The organism is Planococcus sp. TJ-307, from assembly GCF_058268435.1.
Genome location: NZ_JBZDOJ010000002.1, coordinates 155,678 through 181,851 on the forward strand (window position 1 = coordinate 155,678; position 26,174 = coordinate 181,851).

Below are 26,174 nucleotides of genomic sequence, written 5' to 3' on the forward strand. Positions count from 1 at the left end.
AGAGAACACTGTGCGGAAAATGAAAATCGGCATCACTTGCTATCCAACAGTTGGAGGGTCGGGGGTGATTGCTACGGAATTAGGAAAAATGCTGGCAGAAAAAGGGCACGAAGTGCATTTTATTACATCCAGTACTCCTTTTCGGTTAAATAAGACCTATGCCAATATTTTTAGCCATCAGGTGGAAGTCAATACGTATTCGGTGTTTCAGTATGCGCCTTATGACATTGCACTGGCCACGAAAATTGCGGAAGTAATCAAAAACGAAGAACTGGATTTGATGCATGTCCACTATGCGATTCCCCATGCCGTATGCGCCATTCTCGGACGTGATATGGCCGGGTCCAATATTGGCATCGTGACGACCTTACACGGCACGGATATTACGGTGCTAGGGTCTGACTCTTCATTAAAAGAAGCGATCCGCTATGGCATTGAAAAGTCGGATATCGTAACAGCGGTTTCGGATTCACTGAGAGACCAGACTTATGATTTGATCAAGCCCGATAAAACCATCGAAACGGTGTATAATTTTGTCGATGAAAGAGAATATTCCCAAAAAGATTCTGCAAAGCTTAAAGAAGAGTTGGGAATAAATACCGACGAAAAAGTGATGATTCACGTTTCAAACTTCAGAAATGTCAAGCGGGTGCAGGATGTTGTGGAGACGTTCTCGCTGACTCGCCAACACATAAACTGCAAATTGCTATTGGTGGGTGATGGACCCGAGATGGGCCGGATCATTCAGCAGGTGCGGGAACTTGGATTGAATGAACATGTCTTGTTTCTTGGCAAGCGGGATGGTGTTGCTGAGTTTTACAACATTAGCGACATCAAACTTCTGCTCTCAGAAAAAGAAGCATTTGGTTTGGTCCTGCTGGAAGCCATGGCGTGTGGTGTTCCAGTGATTGGAGCGAATATTGGCGGCATGCCGGAAATTATTGAGCCGGGTATCAATGGTTACTTGGTTGAATTGGGCGATACGCAGCAGGCTGCCGATTATGCTGTAAAAATGCTTAGTGATAACGTATTGCTGCAACATTTGCAGCAAGGAGCATTGTCGACAGTATCGGAGCGTTTTCATTCCACTAAAATTTTGGAGCAATACGAAGAGTTGTACGAACGGTTGTTAAACAAGGATGCAGAACGATGAAAACAGCCATCAAGATCATTGGGATTTTGAAAGGTGCTGGCTTTGAAGCTTATATGGTCGGTGGTGCCGTGCGTGATTTCCTACTGGGCAAAACACCGCACGATATTGACATTGCCTCTTCAGCATCTCCCCAGCAGGTGAAAAGACATTTCAAACGAACGGTCGATACAGGAATTGAACACGGAACTGTTCTGGTACTTTTAGATGGGGAAGGCATCGAAGTGACGACGTTTCGCACAGAAGGCAGCTATTCGGATAATCGCCGTCCAGATGCAGTCGAGTTTGTTCAGTCACTTGAAGAAGATTTAAAGCGACGAGATTTTACCATCAACGCGATGGCAATGACAGAAGAGTTGGACATCATTGATCCGTTTGGCGGAAAAAATGATCTTCAGAAGAAACTTATCCAATCGGTGGGAGATCCGGATGAGCGCTTTCAAGAAGATGCTTTGCGTATGCTGAGAGCGGTGCGGTTTTCCGGCCAGCTGGATTTTGTAATTGAAGAAAAAACCCTCCAATCGATCCAGCGCCATGCCAAACTAATCGGATCAATTGCTGTCGAACGGCTGAAATCGGAATTAGATAAAGTATTCATCAATCCGAATACCGAAAAAAGTATGAACTACTTGGAGAAAACCAAACTGACAGAGGTTTTGCCTGCAGGCCATCTTTTCGAAATGGACTGGACACTTTACAAGCCAAACGAAAAATCTGTTTATGGTTGGTTTTATTTGTTGGCTAAACAAAACCGGCCATTTTCAGATGTGAAGGCTTATCGGTTTTCCAATGAGGAAAAGCGTCTTATTGAGCAGAGTTTGGTTTTGGCGCGGATCGAACTGTGGGACAACTGGATAATTTATCAGTATTCAATCGACCAACTAGAAATGGCTTCGCGTGCAACAGGCAAAAACTTGGATGCTGCAGTAGCAAAAAAACAATTGCCTATCCAATCAAAATCTGATCTCGCAGCAAATGGTCAGGATTTGATGCAATGGAGCGGAGATCGTTCAGGTCCGTGGCTCAAAAAGTGGATTGAAAAAATGGAAAAGCATATTGTTTACGGTGAACTAAAGAATGACAAAGAACTCATAAAGGACTGGTTTCTCCATGAATATCACCGTCACACATAAATTGGCCAAGCGTTTGATCGAGTCGAACGGGGAAGCGATATCCGGCCAGCAACTGGCAGACGAGTTCGGCATTTCCAGAACCGCAATTTGGAAACACATTAAAGAACTTGAAGAAAAAGGCTATGCTATCGAGTCAATCAAGAAAAAAGGCTACCGTCTGGTTTCCATTCCCGATACATTGGAGCCACTGGCCATTCAAACAGGTTTGAAAACCAAACGGATTGGCCAAAAAATCGAATACGTGGAAAGCTGTTCTTCAACTCAAATTATTGCGCACCAGCTGGCACAGGAAGGCACTCCAGACGGTACGGTAGTACTGACAGAAGCCCAAACAGCCGGACGCGGCAGAATGGCTCGGAAATGGGATTCGGCAGCCGGAAAGGGCGTTTGGATGAGTATTATCCTGCGACCGGATGTAGTGCCTCAAAAAGCGCCGCAATTCACGCTGGTTGCTGCTGTAGCGGTCGTCAGAGCCATCGAAGAAGTAACCGGGCTGCAGCCGAAAATCAAATGGCCAAATGACATTTTGCTGAACGGCAAAAAATGCACAGGCATCCTGACAGAGCTGCAGTCAGATGCTGATGGCATACAGGCGTTGATTATTGGCATTGGGTTGAATATCAATCAGGACAAAGAGGATTTTGATCCGGAAGTTCAGGATATTGCGACTTCGCTGAAAATGGAAAGCGGAGGCCTGGTAAGCCGCCAAAAACTGGTTCAGTCTTTGCTGTACTATATGGAAATCTATACACAGGTGTACATCGAAGAAGGTTTCGGTATGCTTAAAATTTTATGGGAAAGTTATTCAACGACCATCGGCCATCTGGTTCGGGCAAGAATGACAAATCAGACGCTTGAAGGCATTGCGGAAGGAATTACCGATGATGGCGTGCTGCAATTGCGGACAGCGGATGGCAAGCTTCATGGCATTTATTCGGCTGACATCGAAATGGCGGATTAGAAGAAATGATTTTTTACAGAGGTCTTCACATTCGAATCCACCTCATTCACCAAGCATAGAATATGTTTTTTTCTGAGATTCTGGTATAGTGGTTTTAACGGGCGGTATCGCTTGCGAACTGCACCGAACAACCGCAAGACCCTTAAATTTCATAACAAACAGATCTGCCTTGATCATTTACACGACAGGGACGGAGGAAACCAAACACACATTTACTGTCCTTCTGTCTTTTTTTCGGCGGAAGGGCTTTTTATATGGTTTTCTTCCCGAGAGGAGAGAAAAAATTGTTGATTTTACAAACGGTGGACGAACTGAAAAACTGGGTTCGAGAAACCAAAAGAACGGGCTACACCATTGGCCTTGTGCCAACGATGGGCTTTTTGCACGAGGGCCACTTGTCTTTGGTTGAAAAAGCCAAAGCGGAAAATGATCAGGTGATCATGAGCATTTTCGTCAACCCGGCTCAATTTGGCCCGAATGAAGATTTCGATCGTTACCCAAGAAACTTGGAGCGCGATCGGCAATTAGCTGAAGGGGCGGGAACGGACGTTATTTTTGCGCCAAGTGTGGAAGAAATGTATTCGCGTGATAGCCAAATTAACATAAGTGCAGGCAAATTGGCTGATGTACTATGCGGCGCCAAGAGGCCCGGCCATTTTGACGGAGTCTTAAAAGTGGTCACCAAACTGTTTCATTTAACCCAAGCCGACGTGGCGTATTTTGGCCAGAAAGATGCCCAGCAGCTTGCCATCATCGAATCGTTCGTGGCAGATTTTAATTTTCCGCTGACGATCAGCAGAGGGGAGACCATTCGGGAAATGGATGGACTGGCGAAAAGCTCGCGCAATGTTTATTTAAGTCCAACTGAACGGGAAGAGGCACCTTATTTGAGAAAAGCATTGGAAATGGGCAAAGCCTTATTTTTGCAAGGCCAGGATCCACTAGAACCGATGACCCAGTATTTGAATGAACACACATCTGGAAAAGTGGATTATATTGAGCTGCTGGATTACCCAACATTGGTGGCGGACGTTCAAAACGATGCTATTTTGGCACTTGCCGTACAGTTTGAGAAAGCCCGTTTGATCGACAATATTATTTTTCAACCTAAAGGAGAACTCAACCATGCTTAGAATGATGCTCAATTCAAAAATTCACCGTGCCACGGTGACAGAAGCCGATTTAAATTATGTGGGAAGCATTACAATCGATCAGGATCTGCTGGATGCAGTTGGCATGCTGGCCAACGAAAAAGTGCATATTGTCAACAATAACAATGGCGCCCGTTTTGAAACGTACATCATTGCAGGAGAGCGCGGCAGTGGCGTAATCTGTGTCAACGGAGCGGCAGCGCGTCTCGTGCAGCGCGGGGATATCGTCATTATTCTATCTTATGCTTATGTGATGAACGAAAATGCCCGTGACCACAAACCTACCGTTGCTATTATGGATGCCAACAATCAAATCAAAGAAATTATCCATTACGAGCCCGAAGCGACCGTTATGTAAACAGAGCAGCCCTAGAAAGTTTCGGGGCTGTTTTTCTTTTTCGCAAAAGCTTAGAGAAGAAGATTGAATTTTCGTCTTGAAAGCGGAAAACGACAGGATATGTTACAATTTTTTTAGGCAATCACCTAAGAAAGAGGGGCTAAGATGAACACGCAAAAGTATGTCGTTGTCGATATTGAAACAACGGGCCATTCCCCTGCAAAAGGTGACCGGATTATTCAACTGGCAATGGTGACGATTGAAAACGAAGTCATTACCGATACATATACGCAATTTATTAATCCAGGGCGAAATATCCCGTTATTTATACAGGACTTGACGAATATTACGGACAAAGATGTGGCGGAGGCAAAAGCATTTGAGTTTTACGCAGAAACCGTCTACGAAAAAATGCAGGATGCAATTTTTGTAGCACATAATACTAATTTCGATTTGCCGTTCCTGCAAGCCGAGCTTAAACGAAGCGGCTTGCCAAACTGGCAGGGAATCACAATGGATACAGTCGAATTGGTTCGGCTTATGTATCCGACGGCATTTAGCTTTAAATTGCAGGACATCACGTCAGAGCTGGGAATTCCATTGGAAAGTGCACACCGTGCAGACGACGATGCCATGGCGACAGCGCTGCTGTTTTTGCGGGCTAAAGCAGATCTGGAATTGCTGCCATACGACACATTGGCCTTTCTTCATAAACGGTCTTTCCAGCTTAAATCGGATTTATCGCGATTGTTTTTTGAACTGACACAAAGGAAAAGAAGTGCCCAAATGGATTCTTTTGATCGATTTCAAGGAGTCCCCCTAAAACCAAGAAATTCCTTTGCAGCAAATCCCGGACAGTCCGAATCGCAGCCGCGCGACTGGCGGGAAGGACTGGAAACAGTTTTTCCGAATTTCGAAAGACGGCCAAGCCAATACAGCATGATGGCGTCGATTGAAGAGGCATTGACTCATAAAAAAGAAGTGGTTATTGAAGCTTCGACGGGAATGGGCAAGACCATTGCCTATTTGCTGCCGGCGGCAAATTACGCCCTTGCCAGCGGAAAGCAAGTCTTGATCAGTACCTATACGACGCATCTTCAGGATCAGCTCGTCTTGAAAGAAGGACGAATGGTTGAATCCTTTATCGGTTCGCCGGTCCGGATTTCGTTGATCAAAGGCTTATCGCATTACATTGATTTGGCGCGTTTTGTCGAATTGTTGCAAGGGGATGATGAGTCTTACGACGAAACCTTCACCATCATGCAGGTGTTGGTTTGGTTGACATCGACAGAAACCGGCGATTTGAATGAAATTAATGCATCGAGCGGCGGTCAGTTGGTGTTGGATAAAATTAGGCGCTCGCATATTCGCAAGTTGTCAAAACAGGAAAAGCAAGCTGATTTTTATGAGTTTGCGCTGAAACAAGCGCAGCATGCCCACATCATTGTCACCAATCACGCCTTTTTGCTAAACCAGCATTTGAGTAAAAAAACGATTTTGGCCAATGTCGATGCTTATATTTGGGACGAAGCCCACCAAGTTGTGCAAGCGGCAGTGTCGCAGCATGAAAAAACTTTTGTTTATACGCAGTGGAAATATATATTCGGCCAACTTGGCAGCTTGGCCGAGCGGCAGCTATTTGCGTCACTCGTTGAGACTGCTGATCGCACCGGTTTTTCGAACATACCAGAGCTGCTGAAGCTGGAGTCGCTGTTCCAAAAGTTCACATCGTTGTTTGACGAAGTTTCGAGTTTAATGGCAGCTGAGTTTGCCGAGAAGTTTGCTGCAAGCCGCCACAAAAAAAATGCGTCTCTTCTGAGCGAACTGGCACTTGAAGACAGCCGCTTTCTGGAACTTCTGCGCTATTTGAACGAATGGATTGATTTGTCGCAGCTCATTTTGCAAAAAGCTGAACGCCTAACCGAAAAAACCATTCAAGATCGCTTGACGATTGCCGACTGGCGTTATTGGACAGAGGAAATGATGGTCAAGGCCGTCGAGTTCAGTGAAATTTTCGTGTTCCCGCTGACCGATGAAGTGAGCTGGATCGAAGGGGATTTAAGAAGTTTGCCTACTAGTTTGTCCTTGTACAAGCGGCCTTTTGCAGTAGCATCCCTGGTGGATAAAGTTGTTGCCTCTGCACGCGCGGACAAAGCTGTGATTTGGCTGTCCGGTACAATGACTGTTCCAGCAAATGACCGGTTTATCGTCAATCAAATCGGCATCCCACAGCATGTGCCCATTTTGAAATTTGAGCCGCCAAAAGATTTTTATCAAGGAGCACATGTCTACATTGTAGAAGATATGCCGGACATTCAACAGGTATCGCAGCATGAATACATCGAATCGGTGGCTGATGCGGTGATTCAAACCGTCATTGTGACCGAAGGGCGTTGTTTTGTGCTCTTTACGTCACAGGACATGCTGCGGAAAACCGTCGATTTGATTCAGGATACAGGCTTGTTGGAAGACTATATGTTGTTTGCACAAGGCATTTCGTCAGGCAGTCGAATGAAGTTGCTGAAATCGTTTCAGCGTTTCCAAAAATCAGTGCTGTTTGGTACGAATAGTTTCTGGGAAGGCGTTGACGTACCGGGAGATGCCCTCAGAGCGGTAGTAGTTGTGCGGTTGCCGTTCACTTCACCGGACGAACCGATTTTCAAGGCACGCTCTGAAATTATTTCGCGTGAAGGCGTTAATCCATTTCTGCATTATGCGTTGCCAGAAGCAGTGCTTCGTTTACGGCAGGGGTTTGGCAGGCTGATCCGTTCAAAAAACGACAAAGGATTGTTTATCGTGCTGGACCGAAGAATCGAAACCAAATCTTACGGCAGTGAATTTATAAGCGCGTTGCCGAAAGTCAAAGTGTCGAAGGTGTCTTTAGAAAAGATGGTAACCGATATTGAAGCTTGGTATAATAAGCAATGATATAACGAAAGGATGGGCGCAAACATGGAATCAAAAATTGAAGTCATCTCAACAGTTGAACTAACGTATCAAACCGATTTATATAAAGTGGTGGATGCCTTGAACCGTACTTTAAAAGACAAAAATTTAATGTTTGGTCTGGCACTCGATAAAGAAGATGCTGAAAAAGCCATTTTTACCATATATAAAACATAGGTGATGACATGAGACAATGGATTACATTTATACTCGGATTTTTATCGTTCTTGGCAGTCGCTATCATCATTCTGGTTTTGTACGTTGGCAATAAACCCTATTCAGAAACAGAACAACAAGCAATCGACCGCGCAAAAAGCGAGCAATTGATCGAAGAAGTGGAGCGGGCTTATGTGTATACCAATACATCGGCTTCTGTCACGGTTCTTGGAACAAACAGCAATGGAGAGCTGACGGCTGTTTTTGTGCCAGAAGGCGATGGCGACATGAAGACCACTCCGCTGGAAGACAAAATCACTGCACAACAGGCGCGTGAACTGGCTCTTGCCGAGATGGACGTGAAAGACATTCTTCATACTAAATTGGGGATGGAAAGCGACGGTCCGGTATGGGAAATCGCATTTCTGAGTGAAGAAGATAGCTTGAACTATGTCTATCTGTCTGCGAGCGATGGTACTTGGTGGAAACGCATATTGAATTTGTGAAAGGGCGGAAAAAATTTGATTAACTTAGCACATCGTGTACAAACCTTAACACCTTCTACAACGTTGGCAATCACCGCAAAAGCGAATGAATTAAAAGCACAGGGAGTAGACGTTATTGGCCTTGGGGCGGGAGAACCGGATTACAATACACCTGCGAACATTCTAGAAGCTGCCTACCAGTCGATGAAAGAAGGAAAAACCAAATATACTCCTGCTGGCGGCTTGCCGGCATTAAAAGAAGCCATTATCCAAAAATTACAGAGAGACCAAGGGCTGAGCTACCAGCCGTCTGAAGTGATGGTAGGCATTGGTGCAAAACATGTCCTGTATACGCTATTCCAAGTATTGCTGAATGAAGGCGATGAAGTGATTATCCCAATTCCTTATTGGGTCAGCTATCCAGAGCAAGTGAAATTGGCGCAAGGCGTTCCTGTATACATAGAAGCGACAGCCAGCCAGGAGTACAAAGTCACTCCTCAGCAATTGAGAGAAGCGGTGACGGACCGGACAAAAGCCGTCATCATCAATTCTCCAAGCAATCCGACAGGCATGATTTATTCAAAAAAAGAGTTGGAAGCACTGGCAGAAGTTTGCCGCGAGTTCGATATCCTGATTGTTTCAGATGAAATTTATGAAAAATTGATCTATGGAGACGTTGAACATACGTCTATTGCAACTCTTTCTGACGATGCAAAAAATCGCACCATTGTCATCAATGGCGTTTCCAAATCGCATTCGATGACAGGCTGGCGCATTGGCTACGCAGCAGGCGACGCTGAATTGATTAAAGCAATGACGGATTTGGCGAGTCATTCCACGTCCAATCCAACAACCACTTCACAATATGCAGCAATTGAAGCATATAATGGTCCACAAGACACTGTAGAAGAGATGCGTCAGGCATTTGAAAGCCGCTTAGATGCAATTTTCCCGAAACTGCAGGCTATTCCAGGCTTTACGGTTCTTCGTCCACAAGGCGCATTTTACCTGTTGCCGGATGTTTCAGAAGCGGCAGCGAAAACCGGCTATGCATCGGTTGATGATTTTGTGACGGCTTTATTGACAGAAGCGAACGTCGCGGTTATTCCGGGTTCTGGTTTTGGCGCACATTCAACAATTCGTTTGTCTTACGCCACATCGCTTGAAACTTTGACGGAAGCTGTAGAGCGAATCGAACAATTTGTAACATCAAAATGGAAAGACTAAGACCACACTATTCTTTGGAGGCTATCGCTGGATGAAAAAAATTACCATTGCCGAAATGGCTAAATATAACGGACAAACAGTAAAGTTAGGAGCTTGGATCGCGAATAAGCGGTCAAGCGGGAAAATTGCATTTCTTCAGCTGCGCGACGGTTCTGGATTTGTCCAGGGCGTTGTTGTAAAAGCGGAAGTGGGCGAGGAAATCTTCGCAGCAGCTAAAGCGTTGACGCAAGAAACGTCCCTTTATGTAACAGGAGAAGTTAAAGAAGACGAACGTTCTGCATTCGGCTACGAGCTGGCTGTGACGGGCATTGAAGTGATTCAAGAAGCAAAGGATTTCCCCATTACGCCAAAAGAGCACGGTACGGAATTCCTGATGGACAATCGTCATTTGTGGCTGCGTTCACGCAGACAGCACGCTGTCATGAAAATCCGCAATGAAATTATTCGTGCCACGTACGAGTTCTTTAATGAAAATGGCTTTGTGAAAGTAGATCCGCCAATTTTGACGGGCTCATCTCCGGAAGGGACATCCGAATTATTTGCAACCAAATATTTTGAAGAAGATGCATATTTGTCGCAGTCTGGCCAACTTTATATGGAAGCTGCTGCAATGGCACTTGGAAAAGTATTTTCGTTTGGTCCAACTTTCCGTGCAGAAAAATCCAAAACACGCCGCCACCTAATCGAATTTTGGATGATTGAACCCGAAATGGCATTTGTGGAGCATGCGGAAAGCCTGGAAGTGCAGGAGCAATATGTTTCCCATATTGTCCAGTCCGTCTTGAACAACTGCAAATTGGAATTGGAACGTCTGGAAAGAGATGTATCGAAACTTGAAAAAATAAAAGCGCCATTCCCGCGCGTTTCTTATGATGACGCCATCAAGTGGCTCAATGAAAATGGCTTTGATGACATCAAATGGGGAGAAGATTTTGGCGCGCCGCATGAAACGGCTTTGGCAGAAAGCTATGATATGCCAATTTTCATCACCAATTACCCAATCGGTATCAAGCCATTCTATATGCAGCCGCATCCGGAACGTGACGATGTTGTGTTGTGTGCAGACATGATCGCACCGGAAGGCTACGGGGAAATCATTGGCGGATCTGAACGCATCCACGATTATGACTTGATGAAACAACGGATTCAAGAACATGGCTTGGATGAAGACGCTTATGCCTGGTATTTGGATCTCAGCAAATATGGAGCGGTTCCGCATTCTGGATTTGGCCTTGGCCTTGAGCGAACAGTTGCTTGGATCAGCGGTGTTGAACACGTCAGAGAATCAATTCCGTTCCCGCGTCTATTAAACCGGTTATACCCATAAAATAAATGAATGGAAAGGTGGTTGGGATATGAAACAACCTAATCGGCTGCAAACGTGGATCGAGCAGGGGAATGTTAACATTTCCCAGCTTTTTTTTCAGTTTTATAAAGAGCTGAAGATTACAGACGAAGAAGCCATGCTGCTTATGCACATTCAGGCATTTCAACAAACCGGAAACCAGTTTCCGACGCCTGACGAAATTGGTGCACGCATGATGACTTCGCAAAAAAGCGTAACGACCATGTTGCAAAAATTAATGCAACAAGGATATTTGGCCATTGACCAAACGACTGAACATGATGTGCTGACAGAGATCATTTCCCTGCAGCCTTTATGGGATCGGTTACTGGACTGTGTATTTAAAGAACAGCACGAAACGAAAGAAAACACCCAAAAGGAATTGGAAGGAGAGATCTTCCAATTGTTTGAGCAGGAGTTTGGGCGATTCCTGTCGCCGATGGAAATTGAGACCATTTCCATGTGGATGGACCAGGATGGCCATACACCGGATGTAATCCGAATGGCGTTGAAAGAAGCGGTTATTTCGCAAAAAATCAGCCTGCGCTATGTAGACCGGATCTTATTCGAATGGAAAAAGAAAAACATAAAAACCTCTACACAAGTGACGAAACATGCAAGTTCTTTCAGAGAGAAAAATATTCGGATTCAGCCGACAGAGAACGTTGCGAAAAAAGTACAGTTTTACAATTGGCTGGAAGACCGCAATTAGAAGGTGATATAGATGATGTCTAAAAAAGAATGGCTTGTTTGCTTGGAAGAGATGGATGCTATGTTTCCAGATGCCCATTGTGAATTGGTTCACCGAAATCCGTTTGATTTATTGATCGCGACACTCCTGTCGGCACAATGCACAGACAAACTGGTGAACCGGGTAACGGCTGATTTATTCCAGAAATATCATACGCCTGAGGATTATGTGTCGGTTTCACTGGAAGAACTGCAGCAGGACATCCGCTCAATCGGTTTGTTCCGCAACAAAGCAAAAAACATCCAGGCACTCAGCCGGATCCTTATCGATGAACAAAATAGTACCGTGCCAGCCGATCGGGATCTCTTAATGACGCTTCCAGGAGTTGGACGAAAAACAGCCAATGTAGTCGTTTCCGTTGCTTTTGGAATTCCGGCCTTGGCAGTAGATACACATGTTGAACGTGTGGCCAAACGCCTCGGTTTGAATCGCTGGAAAGACAATCCGCTTCAAGTGGAAGAAACCATTATGAAAAAAACACCGGCAGATGACTGGTCAAAAACCCATCACCAGATTATCTTTTTTGGCCGTTATCATTGCAAATCACAAAATCCGGGCTGCCATATCTGTCCATTATTCGACCGATGCCGTGAAGGGCAAAAACGTGAGAAAAAAGGACTCATCAAACATGAAATCGTTACAGAAGTTAACTAAAGAACAGATTGATCCGTATTTTTTGGAGTGGCAAAAAATCTCCACAGAGTTATCCCAACTGCACAGTCAGCGGGATAAACGCTCAAAAGAAGCCACACAGACAGGTATTGAACTGTATATTCATTTATTGGCTCATTGCCGCAACGCGTTGCAAAACAGCAAATTTGAGCCGTTGAATGGCTCTGAGCGCTTATCATTTATTAAGGCTTCTCCAGGTAGTTATGCGGCTTACCGCCAATTGGATGAGTTGTTTACCGAACTGAAGAAAGCAATTGCAAGAAAGCGTATTGAATTCAAGCATTTAAATGAATAAAATGACAAACCCCCGAATGCAAAAGCATTCGGGGGTTTTTGAAGGTTTAATTATTGTTTTCACTGTCATTTTCAGTATCTTGGTTGTCGTTATTTCGGTTGCCATTATCATTTTCATTGCTGTTTTCATTATCGTTCCCATTGCCGTTATCTTCATCATTGTTTCGGTTCCCACTGCTATTTGCTGAAGGTGTTTCACTTTCTTCTTCTTCAGTAGGTTCTTCCGGAACATCAACGGGCTCTTCTACAGCAGGTTCTTCAACAACCGGTTCTTCTGTTGCTGGTTGTTCTTCTGCTGGTTGTTCTTCAACGGGCTCTTCTTCAACGGGCTCTTCTTCGACCGGCTCTTCTACAACCGGTTCTTCTTCAACGGGCTCTTCTTCAACAGGTTCTTCAACAACCGGTTCTTCCACCGGTTCTTCTGGCGCAGCTGCAAGTTCTACCACGGTCGATGCGGGATCGCTTCGCTGAGTGCTGTTAACTGCCACCACGCGGAATGTATAGGTTTTTCCTTCTTCAAGTCCATTGAAGGTATAAGACTGGCTTGGTGATGTGGTGAGCACGGAACTCGAACCATCGACTTCTACCGATACCTCAAAAGACACATCGTTATCATTAAAGTTCCAAGACAACTGAGCTGAATTGCCTTGAACATTTGCACGCAATCTGGTTGGTGTGGCTAAATCTTCTACCACATAACGCTGTGAAACTGAATTTGGTTCAGTTCCGCGGGCAAACAGTTCAGAGCTTCTCATGCCGTATGGGGTGAATGCACTAGCCAATTTTAAAGGCTCAGAACCCACTTCAACCACTTGTTCGGTTACTGATTCTGGCTGTTCAAAACGAGCGGTTTCTGGAGATGAAATCTCCGACATGACATTTTTAAACAGGCGCTGTGACAGTAGACGTTCATTTGATGCTGTATCAATTGGAGTACCTCTGTTTGGGTAACCGCTCCAAACGGAAATGGAATAATCGGTTGTATAACCTGCAAACCACACATCCAAAGCGGAAGTGGAGTCTAGTCCATAATCCTGAAGATCGGCAAGTGAGTAATTGGTTGTACCGGTTTTCCCGGCCATATCCAACCCATTGATGGCAACTTCTTTACCGGTAGAACCAGGTACATTCAAGTCGACAGCATCTCTAAGCATGTCTGTTACCATGTACGCAGTGCTGTCTTTCATTGCTTGTACGGGTTCTGGTGCTACGATTTGTTCAGTTGAACCGTCACGAAAAACGATTTTCTTGATCGTATGTGGTTTGTTAAATTCCCCTTGGTTTCCAAATGCTGCATAAGCACCTGCCATTTCAACTGTAGAAAAATTAGCAGCTCCTAAAGCAGTGGATTCATAAATGTTTTCCATATTCAGTCCAACGTTGCTCATAAATTCCCCTGCATTTTCTGTACCGACTTCCTGCAATGTTTTAACTGCAGGGATGTTGCGTGAGCGATACAGTGCTTCGCGAATGGTCATTGTTCCGAGAAATTGACCATCGACATTACGGATTTCCTGGTCGTTGTCTTCGTAAGAATACGGCTCATCCACAACCGTTTGGCCAGTAGACCAATCCAAGTATTCGATGGCAGGTCCATAGTCCAATAAAGGTTTGATTGTTGATCCAACAGCGCGATCTTTTGCCGTTGCATAGTTATGGCGGACATCGCCAGTATATTCACGTGCTGCACCAACAGCGCTGATTCCGCCAGTTTTCGTGTCTACGACGGTCATAGCTGATTGGACTGTGTCATCAAAAAACAAATCAGAAGCCATCGCTTCGTTAACTTTAGTTTGGACAAAAGGTTCTAAAGTTGTGTAAATTGTCAGGCCTTCATCCAATGAGTAATCGCCTTCGAGTGTCTCAAGTTCGTCCTCGACCATTTCCATGAATGCAGTGTATTCAGCATTTGGTGTTTGCTGTTGGCGTTCACCTTCTGGAACTAATGAATCGATTACAGGCACTGCCTGAGCCGCTTCTTTTTCTTCAGTATTGATTTTTTCATGCTGATCCATCAGGCTTAAAACGACATTTCGGCGTTCTTCTGCACGTTCTGGATTTTTAAACGGGTTATAGCCGTTCGGGCTTTGAGGCATTCCTGCCAACAATGCCGTTTCAGAAAGCGTCAGCTCGCTTAATGGCTTGCCATAGAAATATTCCGAAGCTGTTCCGAATCCATAAATATTGCCAGACATCAGAATTTTATTGAAATACATTTCAAATATTTCTTCTTTTTCGTATTCTTGTTCCAACTTAAATGCCAAGTAAGCTTCTTGTGCTTTTCGTTTTAAGGTTTTGTCATTTGTCAAAAATGAATTTTTGATCACTTGCTGAGTAATCGTGCTGGCACCTTGTGAGCCAAAACCGCCAGTAATGTTGGCGATGACTGCACCGCCCAAGCGGATAACGTCGATCCCAGAATGATCGTAAAAACGGTTATCCTCAGTTGCTAAAATAGCATCTTCAATCGTTTTCGGAATATCGTCGTAATTTACATATTCCCGATTTTCTGCTGTGATATAAGGTATTTCTGTTTCACCGTCTGCAGCATAGAACGTTGGGCTGATTGGATCACGAAGCAGTTCCTCATCAATTTCCGGTGCGCTGCTTGCATAGTAAGCAAACAGAGAGGCTCCAAAAACAAACCCTGCTATCCCAATAGCCACCAGTGCCAATACGATGCGTTTGATCCAGGTCACTGCGGGAGATTTCTTTTTCTTTTTATTGGTCGTTTTCTTTTGGCGTTCAATTGCTTTTCGGCGTTCTTCACGCGAAATTTGCTTATCGCTCAAGTTTTGTTCCTCGCTTTCGTATACATGATGTTGCTTAAAGCTTGTTCAAAAGAGGCAAGTAGTTAATGCGGGGAAATGCTCCAGGTGTTAGTTCAAAAGAAGTTTCTTCAATTTCTTGTAAAGTAACTGATTTTCTTCCGCCTGTCATCATTCGGTTCCAAAACACTTCGAGTTCTCCATAAGGCATAATAAAATATCGTTGCCAGGATGAAAAACGGATAATCATAAATGCCACTCCGTTTTGTTTGACCACTTGGGACATATGATGAACTTGATGGTCATGAATGTTTTTTAATGGAAACGACGTTTTGCTCTCTGTTTCTTTTGCCTCAAAGTCGATATACTTTCCGTTCCAAACACCGTTGTAATCGGTCGTTGAAGGAGACTGAAAATATGCTTCCCGAATAACCGCAGCACTTCTGGAAGGGTATTCCACTTTAACAATTTGAAGTGGAACCGGTTTTTTGTGGATGACTGCCAGCCCCAACTGTAAATAGTAATCATTGGTTTCGTTCAACTCGTCCTCAAGTGTTTTGCCTCGGTTGCTAAAGGAAAAGTCTTTCTTCTTTTTCTTGGCCGTTTGTTCTTTGGTTGGCTGTTCTTTGGACGGAACAAACTTTTTACCATTAGGATAATTGATTGCCATTGTGACACACCTCGCTTACTCTATCATATCACAAGCTTTTAGACGACTGATATGATGAAAGGTTTCAACAATTTAAGTCGGAGAATTGACGGTTTGGATTGTTGCTTTAAAAACATTTGCTTCCGGTTCGCTGGGTCAGTTTAATTTTGTAGATAGCCAAAATGCATATTCTATATATACTTCCCTATAAACGAGTCTACGAATCCATCACTTGTATATCCTTTAATAATAACGGATTTCTTTACTTGTTCCAAATGGAAGGAATGTCTGTTCGATAAAAGTCGTGCCGTTTTCGGGAATATGATAAACTAATGGCAATGGAGGGGTTGCAAAATGACAGTTAGAGAACTCTCTTCTGCATTATATGACGAATGCGGAAAATGCCAGGACCGCTTTTTTGAAATGCGTGAAACGGACGCGGTCCCGGACTTTTATAAAGATGTTAAACCATATGCTGACTACTGGCACGGCAAAATAAATGAATGGCAAAGGGAATCCCTTTTCTATATTCAGCAAGAGCGGCCGAAGTATGTCCATAAGCCGACAATCGACACCGCGGCAGAAGGCATGGCGCAGTTTTTTGTTCAAAGTTTTTATAAGGAAACCAGCAAGAAACGTTTTATTCAAACCATTCAAGCGGCTCAATACACGCTGCAGACATTTATGCTGGCCATCGATGAAAAGAGTGCTGAGAATGATTAAGCGAAAGAAATTGCCTAAATTGATGAATGAATGGAAAACAGAACCTGATATGATGGAACGGATTGTCCATTGGCATACACGGCAGGAAAAACCAGCACGGTACGCCGAATTTCCTCCAGAGATGCACGACAGCCTAAAAGCAGCTTTGCGAAAAAAAGGCATTGAACAATTGTATACGCATCAGCGCGAAGCATTTGACTTGGCGATCTCCGGCAATTCGTTTACCGCAGTTACGCCGACAGCTTCCGGCAAATCTTATTGCTATCATTTGCCGGTGCTGCACAAAATACTAAACGATCCGGGCGCACGTGCTTTGTACTTGTTTCCCACAAAAGCATTGGCACAGGATCAAAAAAGTGATTTGCACGATTTGATTGAGAAAACGGAAGAAGAGATTCTGTCTTATACGTATGACGGGGACACTTCTCCGGCAATCCGGACCAAAGTGCGCAAAGCAGGGCAAATCGTTATGACCAACCCGGACATGCTGCATTCAGCGATCTTGCCGCATCACACAAAATGGGTTTCGCTTTTTGAAAACCTTCATTATATAGTAATCGATGAACTGCATACTTATAAAGGCATATTCGGAACACACGTGGCGCATGTCATTCGCAGGCTGAAACGGATCTGTGAATTTTATGGCAGTAATCCGGTTTTCATCTGCACTTCGGCCACCATTGCCAATCCGAAAGAATTGGCAGAAAATCTGACCAACAGCACACATAAGCTGATTGATCAAAACGGTGCACCTTCTGGCAAAAAACACATTGTCTTTTACAATCCGCCGATTATTCATCCGACTTTCGGCGTTCGCAGAAGTGCGATACTGGAAGTTCGCGATTTGGCCACACACCTGATAAAAAATGGCATTCAAACGATAGTCTTTGCCAAAAGCCGGGTCCGCGTTGAAATGCTGGTAACGTATTTGCAGGCCATCACGAAAATGAAACTGCAGGATGATTCGATCAAAGGCTACCGTGGAGGCTATTTGCCGACGGAACGGCGCGCTATTGAAAAGGGATTGCGCGATGGTTCAATTCAATGTGTCGTGTCCACCAACGCGTTGGAACTTGGTGTGGACATTGGCCAACTCCAAGCGTGCATTATGACCGGTTATCCTGGCAACATCGCCAGTGCTTGGCAACAGGCAGGACGCGCGGGACGCCGTCAGGATGAGTCACTGGTTATTTATGTGGCGCAGTCAACTGCACTGGATCAATACATCATTAACCATCCCGAATACTTGCTGGACCAATCGCCGGAAGAAGCACGCATTCATCCGGAAAACATCATCATCTTGATGGACCATTTGAAATGTGCTTCTTTTGAACTGCCATTTCGCATTGATGATCAGTACGGAGAATTCGAAGTTCAGGAACTGCTGGAATATCTGCAAGAAGAAGGGGTACTTGTGCGGACATCGGATCGCTGGCATTGGATGAGCGACCGCTTTCCTGCACACGATATCTCTTTGCGATCGGCCTCACAGGAAAACGTCGTCATCATCGATCAATCCGTTCCGTCCGATACACGCGTGATTGGTGAAATGGATCGCTTTAGTGCAATGACGCTGCTGCACGAGGAAGCGATTTACCTTCATCAAGGAACTCAGTTTCAAGTAGAGATCCTGGACTGGGAAGAAAAGAAAGCCTATGTCAGAGAAGTCGACGTGGATTATTTCACCGATGCCAACTTGGCAGTAGAGCTGAAAGTGATGAGCGAAGACAAAGACAAGCAAATGAACGCTTCGGAAGTTTTTTATGGAGATATTGCTGTCTTGGCGATGCCAACGATTTTCAAAAAAATACGATTTGATTCGCATGACAATATTGGCTCAGGGCCGATTTCACTGCCGCCGGAAGAGCTTCATACTTCGTCAACTTGGCTGAGCTTTGCCAAGCCCGAAGATTTTTCCGAAGCGGAATTGTCGGATACGATGACCGGAGCGGCTTACGCCATTGAATCGTTTATTCCTGTGTTTGTTCAATGTGACCGTAGAGACGTTCATGTGGTGCCGCAAGTAAAATCGCCCCATAACGATATGCCATCGTTTTTCATACATGATTCCTATCCAGGCGGCATCGGAATCAGCGAACGAATTTACGACTTGTGGAAGCCTTTGCTTGATAAAGCGCAGCAGCACATTTCGGAATGTCCATGCCTCGATGGGTGTCCATCATGCATTGGTGCGCAGGATGCGGCCATCAGCATGAAAAGCCATGTGATAAGGCTATTGGACGAGCTTCGCAAAGAGGAGTGAAAGAATATGTCATTTGAAAACAAACTTCTCCAGATGAAAGGCATGCTGAAAAAACAGCCGGCAAAAAAACAACAGCCCAAAGCTGCAGAGCGGCCGTTGCACGTAGAGAAGTGGAATGGGATTGGGCTGGAACTCATTGAAAATAAATTTGGTTTCGTTTTTCGCAAGAAAATCATTTATCCGTTTGATACCCGGCACGGGTCAGTTGTATTAAATGAACTGGATCCTGTGCTGAGGGCTTGGAAAAATGTTGACTTTGAACATCCCTTTAAACTAAAAGAACAAGATCCCCTTGTCTTTTTCGATACCGAAACAACGGGCCTCAGCGGAACCGGAGCGTACATTTTTTTGATTGGCCTGTTGGTCAAGCGCAGCGACCATTTTGAAATGATGCAATACATCATGCCGGATCCTTCGCATGAAGCTGCGTTTCTATACGAAACGGGCTTATGGAAAACAGATGATCCCATCATTTTTTCTTATAACGGCAAAAGCTTCGATTGGCCGCAACTAACATCCCGCTGGACCATGCACCGAAATATTCTTCCTAAGCTGCCGGTGCCGCGCCAGATTGATTTGTTTCATGGCACAAAGCGAATTTGGAAAAATGAACTGGCCCGAATGAAGCTCAGTACCATTGAAGAAGAAAAGCTTGGATTTGCGCGGCAAGGAGATGTGCCTGGCTACTTAATTCCTGCTATCTACTTGGATGCTGTAAAGAGCGGTTTTCCAGACGGTTTGGCAAAAGTTCTGTACCACAACGAGCTGGATATTCTTTCGCTCGTGTCGCTGTATGTGCTGTCATCCAATTTGCTGATGGAGGATATGGAGTCGGAAACAAGTGGCGCCTATACCAATATTGGTAAGTGGTACGCGGACTTAAAACAATTTGACCAAAGCGCAGCGTATTTGGAACATGTGACGGTGGAACGGGGGGCTTCTTCTGCGTTGGCACGTTATTTGTTGGCCATCCAGAAAAAAAGAGCGGGCATGCACGAAGAAGCGGTCAAACTGTTTAAAGAAGCAGCGCCTCACTTGCGCGGCAGCATCGAAGTGGAAGCGTGGATTCACGCATCAAAACTCTACGAACATCAATTGCGGGACTTGGATCAAGCGATAATCATGGCTGGTTTTGCAAAAGAAGCGAGTGAGCATACAAAAGTCCGGGAGTCGTTGATCCTGGACATTCGCAAGCGGCAAGTGCGCCTGGAAGAGAAAAAACGTAAAAAAAGTCCTGAAGTTGCCGAGAACTAAGCACGAAAAATCCACCTTATGATATACTTATTGTAATGTAGCTTTTTTATGGAAGGACGATTGGAATGGACAATAAATTTACATCAAAGGATATTTTAGAAAAAGATTTCAAAACAGCAATGCGTGGGTACAACCAGGATGAAGTAGATCATTTTCTGGATGAAGTGATACAGGATTATGAAGCTTTTGCCAAGCGGATTGAACAACTTGAAAACGAAAACAAACGCTTGCGCATGGAACTGGAAGACACGCCAAGAAAACAGGCAACGCCGGCACCGGGAACGACAAACTTCGATATTCTGCGCCGCTTGTCCCATCTTGAAAATCATGTATTCGGCAACAAACTGGACAATAACTAAACGATTGTTTTATTGTGCCAAATGACGTATACTAGTAAAGCCATTTGAAATTCTGGCAATCGCTCCGGCATTTATGCTGGAGAGGAAAGTCCATGCTCGCACGGTTCTGAGATGACCGTAGTGTTCGCGCCCAGTGAAACAATAAGCTGGGGCAGCTAGCAATAGCTGACGGCGGGTAGAACGCCTAAGTCTTCGGATATGGCCTAAATACCCTGAAGGTGCCACAGTGACGGAGCTGTATAAGAAATTATGCAGGTGGAACGAGGTAAACCCCGTGAGCGAGAAACCCAAATTATGGTAGGGGCACTTTTCTGAAGGAAATGAACCGATGAAGAGGCAGGCGCAAGCTTGCAGATAGATGGTTGCTGTCCACTAGTACGAGGTGCAAACTGTTTGAGTACGTGGAAACAAAACATGGCTTATAGAATTTCACATGGTCTTTAAATGCTTATCAAAGGCTCTCCTGTCGGGGAGCTTTTCTTCATATTATGAGTCGAAATGTTAAAAGTATAGATTTTGAAGAAGTCTTTTCAGGGTGACGCTTTCTTCTAAGAGATATCCAGAGAATATAAACTTAAATGTTTTGCGGAATAACCTACAAGATTTATAAAATTTGCTTCCTTATTTTTCTGATTTATAAAGATATGGAGCACGCCAACGGAGACTCCCGCGGTATAGCGAAGTGCCGAAATCCACTCGGACAGCAAGTCCGAGTTAGTTCGGCGCAAGCCCGCAAGAAAGCGGAGTTGGTTTGCGGAATATCAACAGCAGAAAAGGAGTTAATATTAAAAAGAGATTAACCTATACACTGAAAATATATAGGTAGGTCAATTGACCATCAATACAAACAAACATTGAAATCTGAAATAGTGAACAACTGGAGAGGGAGTCGTTATGACAACATTTAAATTGCTCGCAACCGCCGCGATGGGCCTGGAGTCCATTGTCGCCAACGAAGTAAAAGAATTAGGGTATGAAACAGAGACTGAAAACGGCAAAGTGTTTTTTGAAGGAAATGAACGCGATATCGCCAAAACCAACTTGTGGCTGCGGACAGCTGACCGCGTTAAAATCATTGCTGGGGAGTTCAACGCGTATACCTTTGATGAATTGTTTGAACGCACAAAAGAAATCGAGTGGGAAAAATTCCTGCCGGTGGATGCGGAATTTCCAGTACAAGGGAAATCCGTAAAATCGACGCTGCACAGTGTGCCAAACTGCCAGTCGATCGTTAAGAAAGCAATTGTCGAGCGCTTGAAAAAAGCCTATCACCGCAATTCCTTCTTGGATGAAACCGGACCGCGCTTTAAAATCGAAGTGTCGATTCTGAAAGACAAAGTGCAATTGTCCATTGATACGAGCGGAGCAGGGCTGCACAAACGCGGCTACCGTTTAGATCAAGGTGAAGCCCCATTGAAAGAAACTTTGGCTGCAGCTTTGGTGAAACTATCAAGATGGACGCCTGACCGTCCGTTCGTCGATCCGTTCTGTGGTTCGGGTACTATTGCCATTGAAGCGGCAATGATTGGCCAAAATTTGGCGCCTGGCTACAATCGCGATTTCGACAGCGAAGAATGGCCATGGATTGGCCAGGAAATTTGGGATGAGGTTCGCGAAGAAGCGGAAGAGCTGGCAAATTATGACCAGCCTCTAAATATTCTGGGCACAGACATCGACCACCGCATGCTGAAAATTGCGGAAGAAAATGCCCGGGAAGCCGGCTTTGCCGATTTGATTCAATTTGAACAGCGCCAAGTGAAGGATTTCACCACAACAGAAGAAAACGGCGTTGTTGTCGGCAACCCGCCTTATGGGGAACGTCTGGGCGAAATTGAAATTATTGAAGAAATGATTGCGGACATGGGTCGTGTATTTGCTAAGCATCCGACATGGTCCATATACATGCTGTCATCGATGGGGCGTTTTGAAACGCTTTACGGACAGCCAGCTACGAAAAAACGCAAATTATTCAACGGATTTATCCGTACGGATCTTTTCCAATTCTGGGGAGAACGTTCAAAAAATAAATGAGACGAAACGGGAGGGCAGTGGCTCTTCCGTTTCTCTGTGAGGAGAGTTTATGAGACAGCCACTACCATTTCCTTTATCAAAGGACAAAACTTTCTTTGAATCACTCAATGACTGGATCGGCGATGTATTTTACGATGAATTGCCTGAAAAAGGCTATGACCTGCGCGATGAACAAATTTTTATGTCGTTCCAAATCGAGCAGGCATTAAAAGAAAAAGCAGTCCTGTTTGCAGAAGCGGGCGTCGGCACCGGGAAGACAATGGCTTATTTACTTCCTGCCATTGCGTATGCACGTTACACAGGCAAGCCGGCACTTATTTCGTGTGCAGACGAGACTTTGATTGAGCAATTGGTCAAAAAAGGTGGAGATGTCGACCGCCTGAATGATTTATTTGATTTGAATCTGGATGTCCGTTTGGCGAAATCACGCGATCAGTATTTATGTCTTCAACGCCTGGAAGGGGCCAAAAAGCGCAGTGATGCTGATTTTCTGGATGACATTGAATACAGTCTGCCAGAATTCGTCAACAAAACGTACTCAATGCAAAACACGTATCCGTATGGCGAACGCTCGAGCTATCCGGAAGTTACGGATGAAGAATGGCAGCAAGTCAATTACCACCCGATTCAAAACTGCAATGCCTGCGACATGCGCAATAAATGCGGACAGACCATTCACCGCAACCATTATCGTCAAGCGACAGATTTGGTCATTTGTTCGCATGATTTCCTAATGGAGCACATTTGGACAAAAGAAACGCGCAAACGCGAAGGCCAGACGCCATTGCTTCCTGAATTCTCGCAAATTGTGCTCGATGAAGGGCATTTGCTGGAATTTGCAGCCCAGCGTGCATTGACATATGAAGTGCAGGAAAGCACGCTTCAAGACGTTACAGAAAGCATCCTTTCCGACGGCATGCGCGAAAAAACTTTGAACATGATCGAGCAGACGATCGATCTTCACAATGATTTTTTCCGCCTGCTGCGCATTCATACCGTTAAAAGCGATGAAGACCGCAAAGCCATCACTAAAGCTCCGGAATTGGTCCAAGTCGGCAAGTTGCTGATTCGCCACATCGATTTGATGATGGAAGAATTCGTCTTTGAAGGCGAGCTGTTCACCATTCCGGAATACGAACTGCGGTTGGCTGAAGAGTATTTCGAACAATACACATTCTCTATGCGTTTATTCGTAGAAGAAGGCGACGCCGTCACATGGCTGGAAATTAAAGATGAAATAGAGACACTGGTTATCATGCCGCGCCTCGTTACCGATATATTGGATGAAAAATTGTTTGATGGAAAGATTCCAATCATTTTTTCTTCGGCTACTTTATCAATCCAAAAAGATTTTACCTACTTGTCAGACAGCTTGGGAATCGACAAATACCAATCGTTTTCGGTACCGTCGCCATTTGATTATGAGGATGTTATGAAAATCTTCAAGCACCCGCTCGAGCAAAACCAGAAGTTTGAACGAGTTTATGACCTATTCAGCACAGGCGACCAGTCGCTCGTTCTGTTCACTTCGAAAATGGAAATGGACAATTTCAAAAAGTCGCTTCCATTGGATCATCAATACACCATCGAATTTGAAGGAGACCGCGAGCTGTCGACAGTGGTCAAGGAATTCCAGAGTGGAAAGTTCCAGATTTTGTGTTCCTATCATCTATGGGAAGGCCTCGATTTACCGGGTGAGGCATTAACCAAAGTCATCATCGTCGATTTGCCGTTTCCACCGAAAGATCCGGTTTTTGATGCCAAACGCAAATTCAGCAACAACCCGCTGGAAGAAATTGATTTGCCATTTATGCAGCTACGCATCCAGCAGGGCATTGGCCGTTTGATCCGTACGTCAAATGATTACGGCGAGATTCATTTATTGCTCAATGAAGACGAATTGCGTGTCGAGCATTTATGGGAAACCATTCTGCCGGTTCCTGCTGAAAACTTTTAAGTGATTCGGTTGCTTGTGATACAATAGTCACATCAACCATTGGAGGGATTTTTGTGTCATTCGAAAAGCAGTTTACCGAACACTTCAGCAAGATCAAAGGCTATAATGAAGCAATTGCGTTATTGTACTGGGATTTGCGTACCGGTGCACCGAAAAAAGGAGTGGAATTGCGCTCTGAAACGATCGGTACCTTGTCGGAGGAAGTATTCAATTTGTCGACTTCCGATAAATTTGGCGAATTGCTGAGTTCTTTGGAAGCGGAACAGGCGACACTTGATCCATATATTCGCCGTTCTGTAGAAGAAGCGCGGAAAGAATATGATTTGAGCAAGAAAATTCCGCCGGAAGAATACAAAAAGTTCATCATCCTGCAATCCAAAGCGGAATCTGTTTGGGAAAACGCCAAGGAAGCTTCAGATTTTTCGTTGTTTCTTCCTTATCTGGAAGAGCTGGTCAGCACGACCAAGAAAATGATTGGCTATTGGGGCGAGAAAAACGGCAGCCCTTACAATACATTGCTCGATCAGTACGAACCTGGAATGACCACAGAAGTACTTGATGAAGTATTCGGTAAACTGCGTGAACGCATTGTGCCGCTCGTGCAGAAAATTGCGGCTTCTCCAAACAAACCGGAGACAGCCTTTTTATACGAGCATTTTCCAAAAGAAGCGCAGCAGGATTTCAGCCGCCAGATGCTGGAGCAGCTAGGCTATGACTTTGAAGCAGGAAGATTGGATGAGACGGTTCACCCGTTTATGATTTCCATCAATCGCCAGGATACCCGTGTCACTACCAAATACGACGAAGCTGATTTCCGGACAGCTGTTTTTGGCACCATTCATGAAGGCGGCCACGCCATGTATGAGCAGAACTTGGGTGAGCTATTGGCAGGTTTGCCGATTGAAACGGGTGCATCTATGGGCATTCATGAGTCGCAGTCCTTATTTTGTGAGAACTTTATTGGCCGCAACGAACATTTTTGGCAGCAAAACTTCAGCTTGTTGAAAGAATATGCACCGAAACAGTTTGCAGACGTTGAGTTAGTGGATTACGTGCGTGCCATCAATGAGTCCAAACCTTCGTTGATCCGCATTGAAGCAGATGAACTGTCGTATGCTTTGCACATCATGGTGCGCTACGAACTTGAAAAAGGTCTGTTTAATGGCGACCTTCAAGTAAGCGACTTGCCGAAGTTGTGGAACGATAAATACGAAGAATATTTGGGCGTTCGCCCATCTAATGATGCAGAAGGCGTACTGCAGGATGTTCACTGGGCAGGCGCAAGCTTTGGCTACTTCCCTTCATATGCTTTAGGTTATATGTATGCTGCTCAGTTTAAAAACGCGATGCTGAAAGACTTGCCGAATTTCGATGAGCTTTTGGCGGACCGCAACATTCAGCCGATTCGTGAGTGGTTGACTAAAAATATTCACCAACACGGCGCTTTCAAAAAGCCATTGGATATTTTAAAAGATGTGACTGGGGAAGGCTTAAACCCGGATTATTTAGCCGACTATTTAGAAGAAAAGTATTCGAAAATCTACCAGTTAGAACAATAAGCA

22 protein-coding genes and 1 other RNA gene are annotated in these 26,174 nt (G+C 44.7%); 21 read left to right on the forward strand and 2 right to left on the reverse strand.

All coding sequences use genetic code 11. The features are described from left to right. Positions 1-10: 10 nt before the first annotated feature. The 13 genes from bshA to AC4EHK_RS07045 all read left to right on the forward strand — a co-directional run bounded on the left by bshA (position 11) and on the right by AC4EHK_RS07045 (position 12,609). Complete coding sequence (gene bshA / locus AC4EHK_RS06985) at positions 11-1,153, forward strand: N-acetyl-alpha-D-glucosaminyl L-malate synthase BshA (protein WP_490978076.1); 1,143 nt, start codon at positions 11-13, stop codon at positions 1,151-1,153. Beyond that, complete coding sequence (locus tag AC4EHK_RS06990) at positions 1,150-2,283, forward strand: CCA tRNA nucleotidyltransferase (protein WP_490978077.1); 1,134 nt, start codon at positions 1,150-1,152, stop codon at positions 2,281-2,283. The genes bshA and AC4EHK_RS06990 overlap by 4 nt, the downstream gene beginning before the upstream one ends. Next, on the forward strand, positions 2,261-3,244 hold the full coding sequence (locus AC4EHK_RS06995; RefSeq protein ID WP_490978078.1) for a biotin--[acetyl-CoA-carboxylase] ligase: 984 nt from the start codon (positions 2,261-2,263) through the stop codon (positions 3,242-3,244). Before AC4EHK_RS06990 ends, AC4EHK_RS06995 begins: the two co-directional genes overlap by 23 nt. A 284-nt stretch (positions 3,245-3,528) precedes the next feature. Then, a complete protein-coding gene (gene panC, locus AC4EHK_RS07000; protein ID WP_490978079.1) occupies positions 3,529-4,377 on the forward strand; it encodes a pantoate--beta-alanine ligase in 849 nt (282 codons plus the stop codon). After that, positions 4,370-4,753 carry an aspartate 1-decarboxylase gene (gene panD / locus AC4EHK_RS07005; protein ID WP_142826434.1) on the forward strand — a complete coding sequence of 128 codons (384 nt, stop codon included), beginning with the start codon at positions 4,370-4,372 and terminating at the stop codon, positions 4,751-4,753. The genes panC and panD overlap by 8 nt, the downstream gene beginning before the upstream one ends. Before the next feature lie 144 nt (positions 4,754-4,897). Next, positions 4,898-7,660, forward strand: a complete 2,763-nt coding sequence (gene dinG, locus AC4EHK_RS07010; protein WP_490978080.1) for an ATP-dependent DNA helicase DinG — start codon at positions 4,898-4,900, stop codon at positions 7,658-7,660. Between the two features lie 24 nt (positions 7,661-7,684). Then, positions 7,685-7,855: a YpmA family protein gene (locus tag AC4EHK_RS07015; protein ID WP_490978081.1), complete on the forward strand. Its 171-nt coding sequence runs from the start codon at positions 7,685-7,687 to the stop codon at positions 7,853-7,855. 8 nt (positions 7,856-7,863) lie between these two features. Continuing rightward, entirely contained in the window at positions 7,864-8,340 is a 477-nt protein-coding gene (locus AC4EHK_RS07020) for a cell wall elongation regulator TseB-like domain-containing protein (RefSeq protein WP_490978082.1), read from the forward strand. Positions 8,341-8,355: 15 nt separating this feature from the next. After that, entirely contained in the window at positions 8,356-9,546 is a 1,191-nt protein-coding gene (locus tag AC4EHK_RS07025) for a pyridoxal phosphate-dependent aminotransferase (protein WP_490978083.1), read from the forward strand. A gap of 31 nt (positions 9,547-9,577) precedes the next feature. Beyond that, entirely contained in the window at positions 9,578-10,873 is a 1,296-nt protein-coding gene (gene asnS, locus AC4EHK_RS07030; protein WP_490978084.1) for an asparagine--tRNA ligase, read from the forward strand. A gap of 28 nt (positions 10,874-10,901) precedes the next feature. Further along, on the forward strand, positions 10,902-11,603 hold the full coding sequence (locus AC4EHK_RS07035) for a DnaD domain-containing protein (protein ID WP_490978085.1): 702 nt from the start codon (positions 10,902-10,904) through the stop codon (positions 11,601-11,603). Positions 11,604-11,615: 12 nt separating this feature from the next. Beyond that, on the forward strand, positions 11,616-12,296 hold the full coding sequence (gene nth, locus AC4EHK_RS07040) for an endonuclease III (RefSeq protein WP_490978086.1): 681 nt from the start codon (positions 11,616-11,618) through the stop codon (positions 12,294-12,296). Continuing rightward, complete coding sequence (locus AC4EHK_RS07045; protein ID WP_490978087.1) at positions 12,271-12,609, forward strand: YpoC family protein; 339 nt, start codon at positions 12,271-12,273, stop codon at positions 12,607-12,609. The genes nth and AC4EHK_RS07045 overlap by 26 nt, the downstream gene beginning before the upstream one ends. A 46-nt stretch (positions 12,610-12,655) precedes the next feature. Here AC4EHK_RS07045 and AC4EHK_RS07050 read toward each other — a convergent pair whose 3' ends face one another. Beyond that, on the reverse strand, positions 12,656-15,400 hold the full coding sequence (locus AC4EHK_RS07050) for a PBP1A family penicillin-binding protein (protein ID WP_490978088.1): 2,745 nt from the start codon (positions 15,398-15,400) through the stop codon (positions 12,656-12,658). Positions 15,401-15,434: 34 nt separating this feature from the next. Then, on the reverse strand, positions 15,435-16,046 hold the full coding sequence (gene recU, locus AC4EHK_RS07055) for a Holliday junction resolvase RecU (RefSeq protein ID WP_490978089.1): 612 nt from the start codon (positions 16,044-16,046) through the stop codon (positions 15,435-15,437). Positions 16,047-16,379: 333 nt separating this feature from the next. Between recU and AC4EHK_RS07060 the strand changes: the two genes are divergently transcribed. The 8 genes from AC4EHK_RS07060 to AC4EHK_RS07095 all read left to right on the forward strand — a co-directional run bounded on the left by AC4EHK_RS07060 (position 16,380) and on the right by AC4EHK_RS07095 (position 26,171). Beyond that, complete coding sequence (locus tag AC4EHK_RS07060; RefSeq protein WP_490978090.1) at positions 16,380-16,748, forward strand: YppE family protein; 369 nt, start codon at positions 16,380-16,382, stop codon at positions 16,746-16,748. After that, complete coding sequence (locus AC4EHK_RS07065) at positions 16,741-19,011, forward strand: DEAD/DEAH box helicase (RefSeq protein WP_490978091.1); 2,271 nt, start codon at positions 16,741-16,743, stop codon at positions 19,009-19,011. The genes AC4EHK_RS07060 and AC4EHK_RS07065 overlap by 8 nt, the downstream gene beginning before the upstream one ends. A 6-nt stretch (positions 19,012-19,017) precedes the next feature. Next, complete coding sequence (locus tag AC4EHK_RS07070; RefSeq protein ID WP_490978092.1) at positions 19,018-20,265, forward strand: ribonuclease H-like domain-containing protein; 1,248 nt, start codon at positions 19,018-19,020, stop codon at positions 20,263-20,265. Positions 20,266-20,330: 65 nt separating this feature from the next. Next, on the forward strand, positions 20,331-20,624 hold the full coding sequence (gene gpsB, locus AC4EHK_RS07075; RefSeq protein ID WP_006829902.1) for a cell division regulator GpsB: 294 nt from the start codon (positions 20,331-20,333) through the stop codon (positions 20,622-20,624). 47 nt (positions 20,625-20,671) lie between these two features. Next, positions 20,672-21,051, forward strand: an RNA gene (rnpB, locus tag AC4EHK_RS07080) — RNase P RNA component class B. A gap of 467 nt (positions 21,052-21,518) precedes the next feature. Continuing rightward, complete coding sequence (locus tag AC4EHK_RS07085; RefSeq protein WP_490978093.1) at positions 21,519-22,655, forward strand: THUMP domain-containing class I SAM-dependent RNA methyltransferase; 1,137 nt, start codon at positions 21,519-21,521, stop codon at positions 22,653-22,655. Positions 22,656-22,704: 49 nt separating this feature from the next. After that, positions 22,705-24,612, forward strand: a complete 1,908-nt coding sequence (locus AC4EHK_RS07090; protein ID WP_490978094.1) for an ATP-dependent DNA helicase — start codon at positions 22,705-22,707, stop codon at positions 24,610-24,612. Positions 24,613-24,665: 53 nt separating this feature from the next. Then, positions 24,666-26,171, forward strand: coding sequence for a carboxypeptidase M32 (locus AC4EHK_RS07095; protein ID WP_490978095.1), 1,506 nt, complete (start codon positions 24,666-24,668; stop codon positions 26,169-26,171). Positions 26,172-26,174: the final 3 nt, after the last annotated feature.

Coding starts and splice junctions, on each gene's coding strand:
- nth (WP_490978086.1), top strand. CDS start 11,616: ATGATGTCTAAAAAAGAATGGCTTGTTTGCTTGGAAGAGATGGATGCT.
- recU (WP_490978089.1), bottom strand. CDS start 16,046: ATGGCAATCAATTATCCTAATGGTAAAAAGTTTGTTCCGTCCAAAGAA.
- AC4EHK_RS07070 (WP_490978092.1), top strand. CDS start 19,018: ATGTCATTTGAAAACAAACTTCTCCAGATGAAAGGCATGCTGAAAAAA.
- gpsB (WP_006829902.1), top strand. CDS start 20,331: ATGGACAATAAATTTACATCAAAGGATATTTTAGAAAAAGATTTCAAA.
- AC4EHK_RS07060 (WP_490978090.1), top strand. CDS start 16,380: ATGACAGTTAGAGAACTCTCTTCTGCATTATATGACGAATGCGGAAAA.
- dinG (WP_490978080.1), top strand. CDS start 4,898: ATGAACACGCAAAAGTATGTCGTTGTCGATATTGAAACAACGGGCCAT.
- AC4EHK_RS07015 (WP_490978081.1), top strand. CDS start 7,685: ATGGAATCAAAAATTGAAGTCATCTCAACAGTTGAACTAACGTATCAA.
- AC4EHK_RS07090 (WP_490978094.1), top strand. CDS start 22,705: ATGAGACAGCCACTACCATTTCCTTTATCAAAGGACAAAACTTTCTTT.
- asnS (WP_490978084.1), top strand. CDS start 9,578: ATGAAAAAAATTACCATTGCCGAAATGGCTAAATATAACGGACAAACA.
- AC4EHK_RS07065 (WP_490978091.1), top strand. CDS start 16,741: ATGATTAAGCGAAAGAAATTGCCTAAATTGATGAATGAATGGAAAACA.
- AC4EHK_RS07085 (WP_490978093.1), top strand. CDS start 21,519: ATGACAACATTTAAATTGCTCGCAACCGCCGCGATGGGCCTGGAGTCC.
- AC4EHK_RS06990 (WP_490978077.1), top strand. CDS start 1,150: ATGAAAACAGCCATCAAGATCATTGGGATTTTGAAAGGTGCTGGCTTT.
- AC4EHK_RS07035 (WP_490978085.1), top strand. CDS start 10,902: ATGAAACAACCTAATCGGCTGCAAACGTGGATCGAGCAGGGGAATGTT.
- AC4EHK_RS07020 (WP_490978082.1), top strand. CDS start 7,864: ATGAGACAATGGATTACATTTATACTCGGATTTTTATCGTTCTTGGCA.
- panD (WP_142826434.1), top strand. CDS start 4,370: ATGCTTAGAATGATGCTCAATTCAAAAATTCACCGTGCCACGGTGACA.
- AC4EHK_RS07045 (WP_490978087.1), top strand. CDS start 12,271: ATGAAATCGTTACAGAAGTTAACTAAAGAACAGATTGATCCGTATTTT.
- AC4EHK_RS06995 (WP_490978078.1), top strand. CDS start 2,261: ATGAATATCACCGTCACACATAAATTGGCCAAGCGTTTGATCGAGTCG.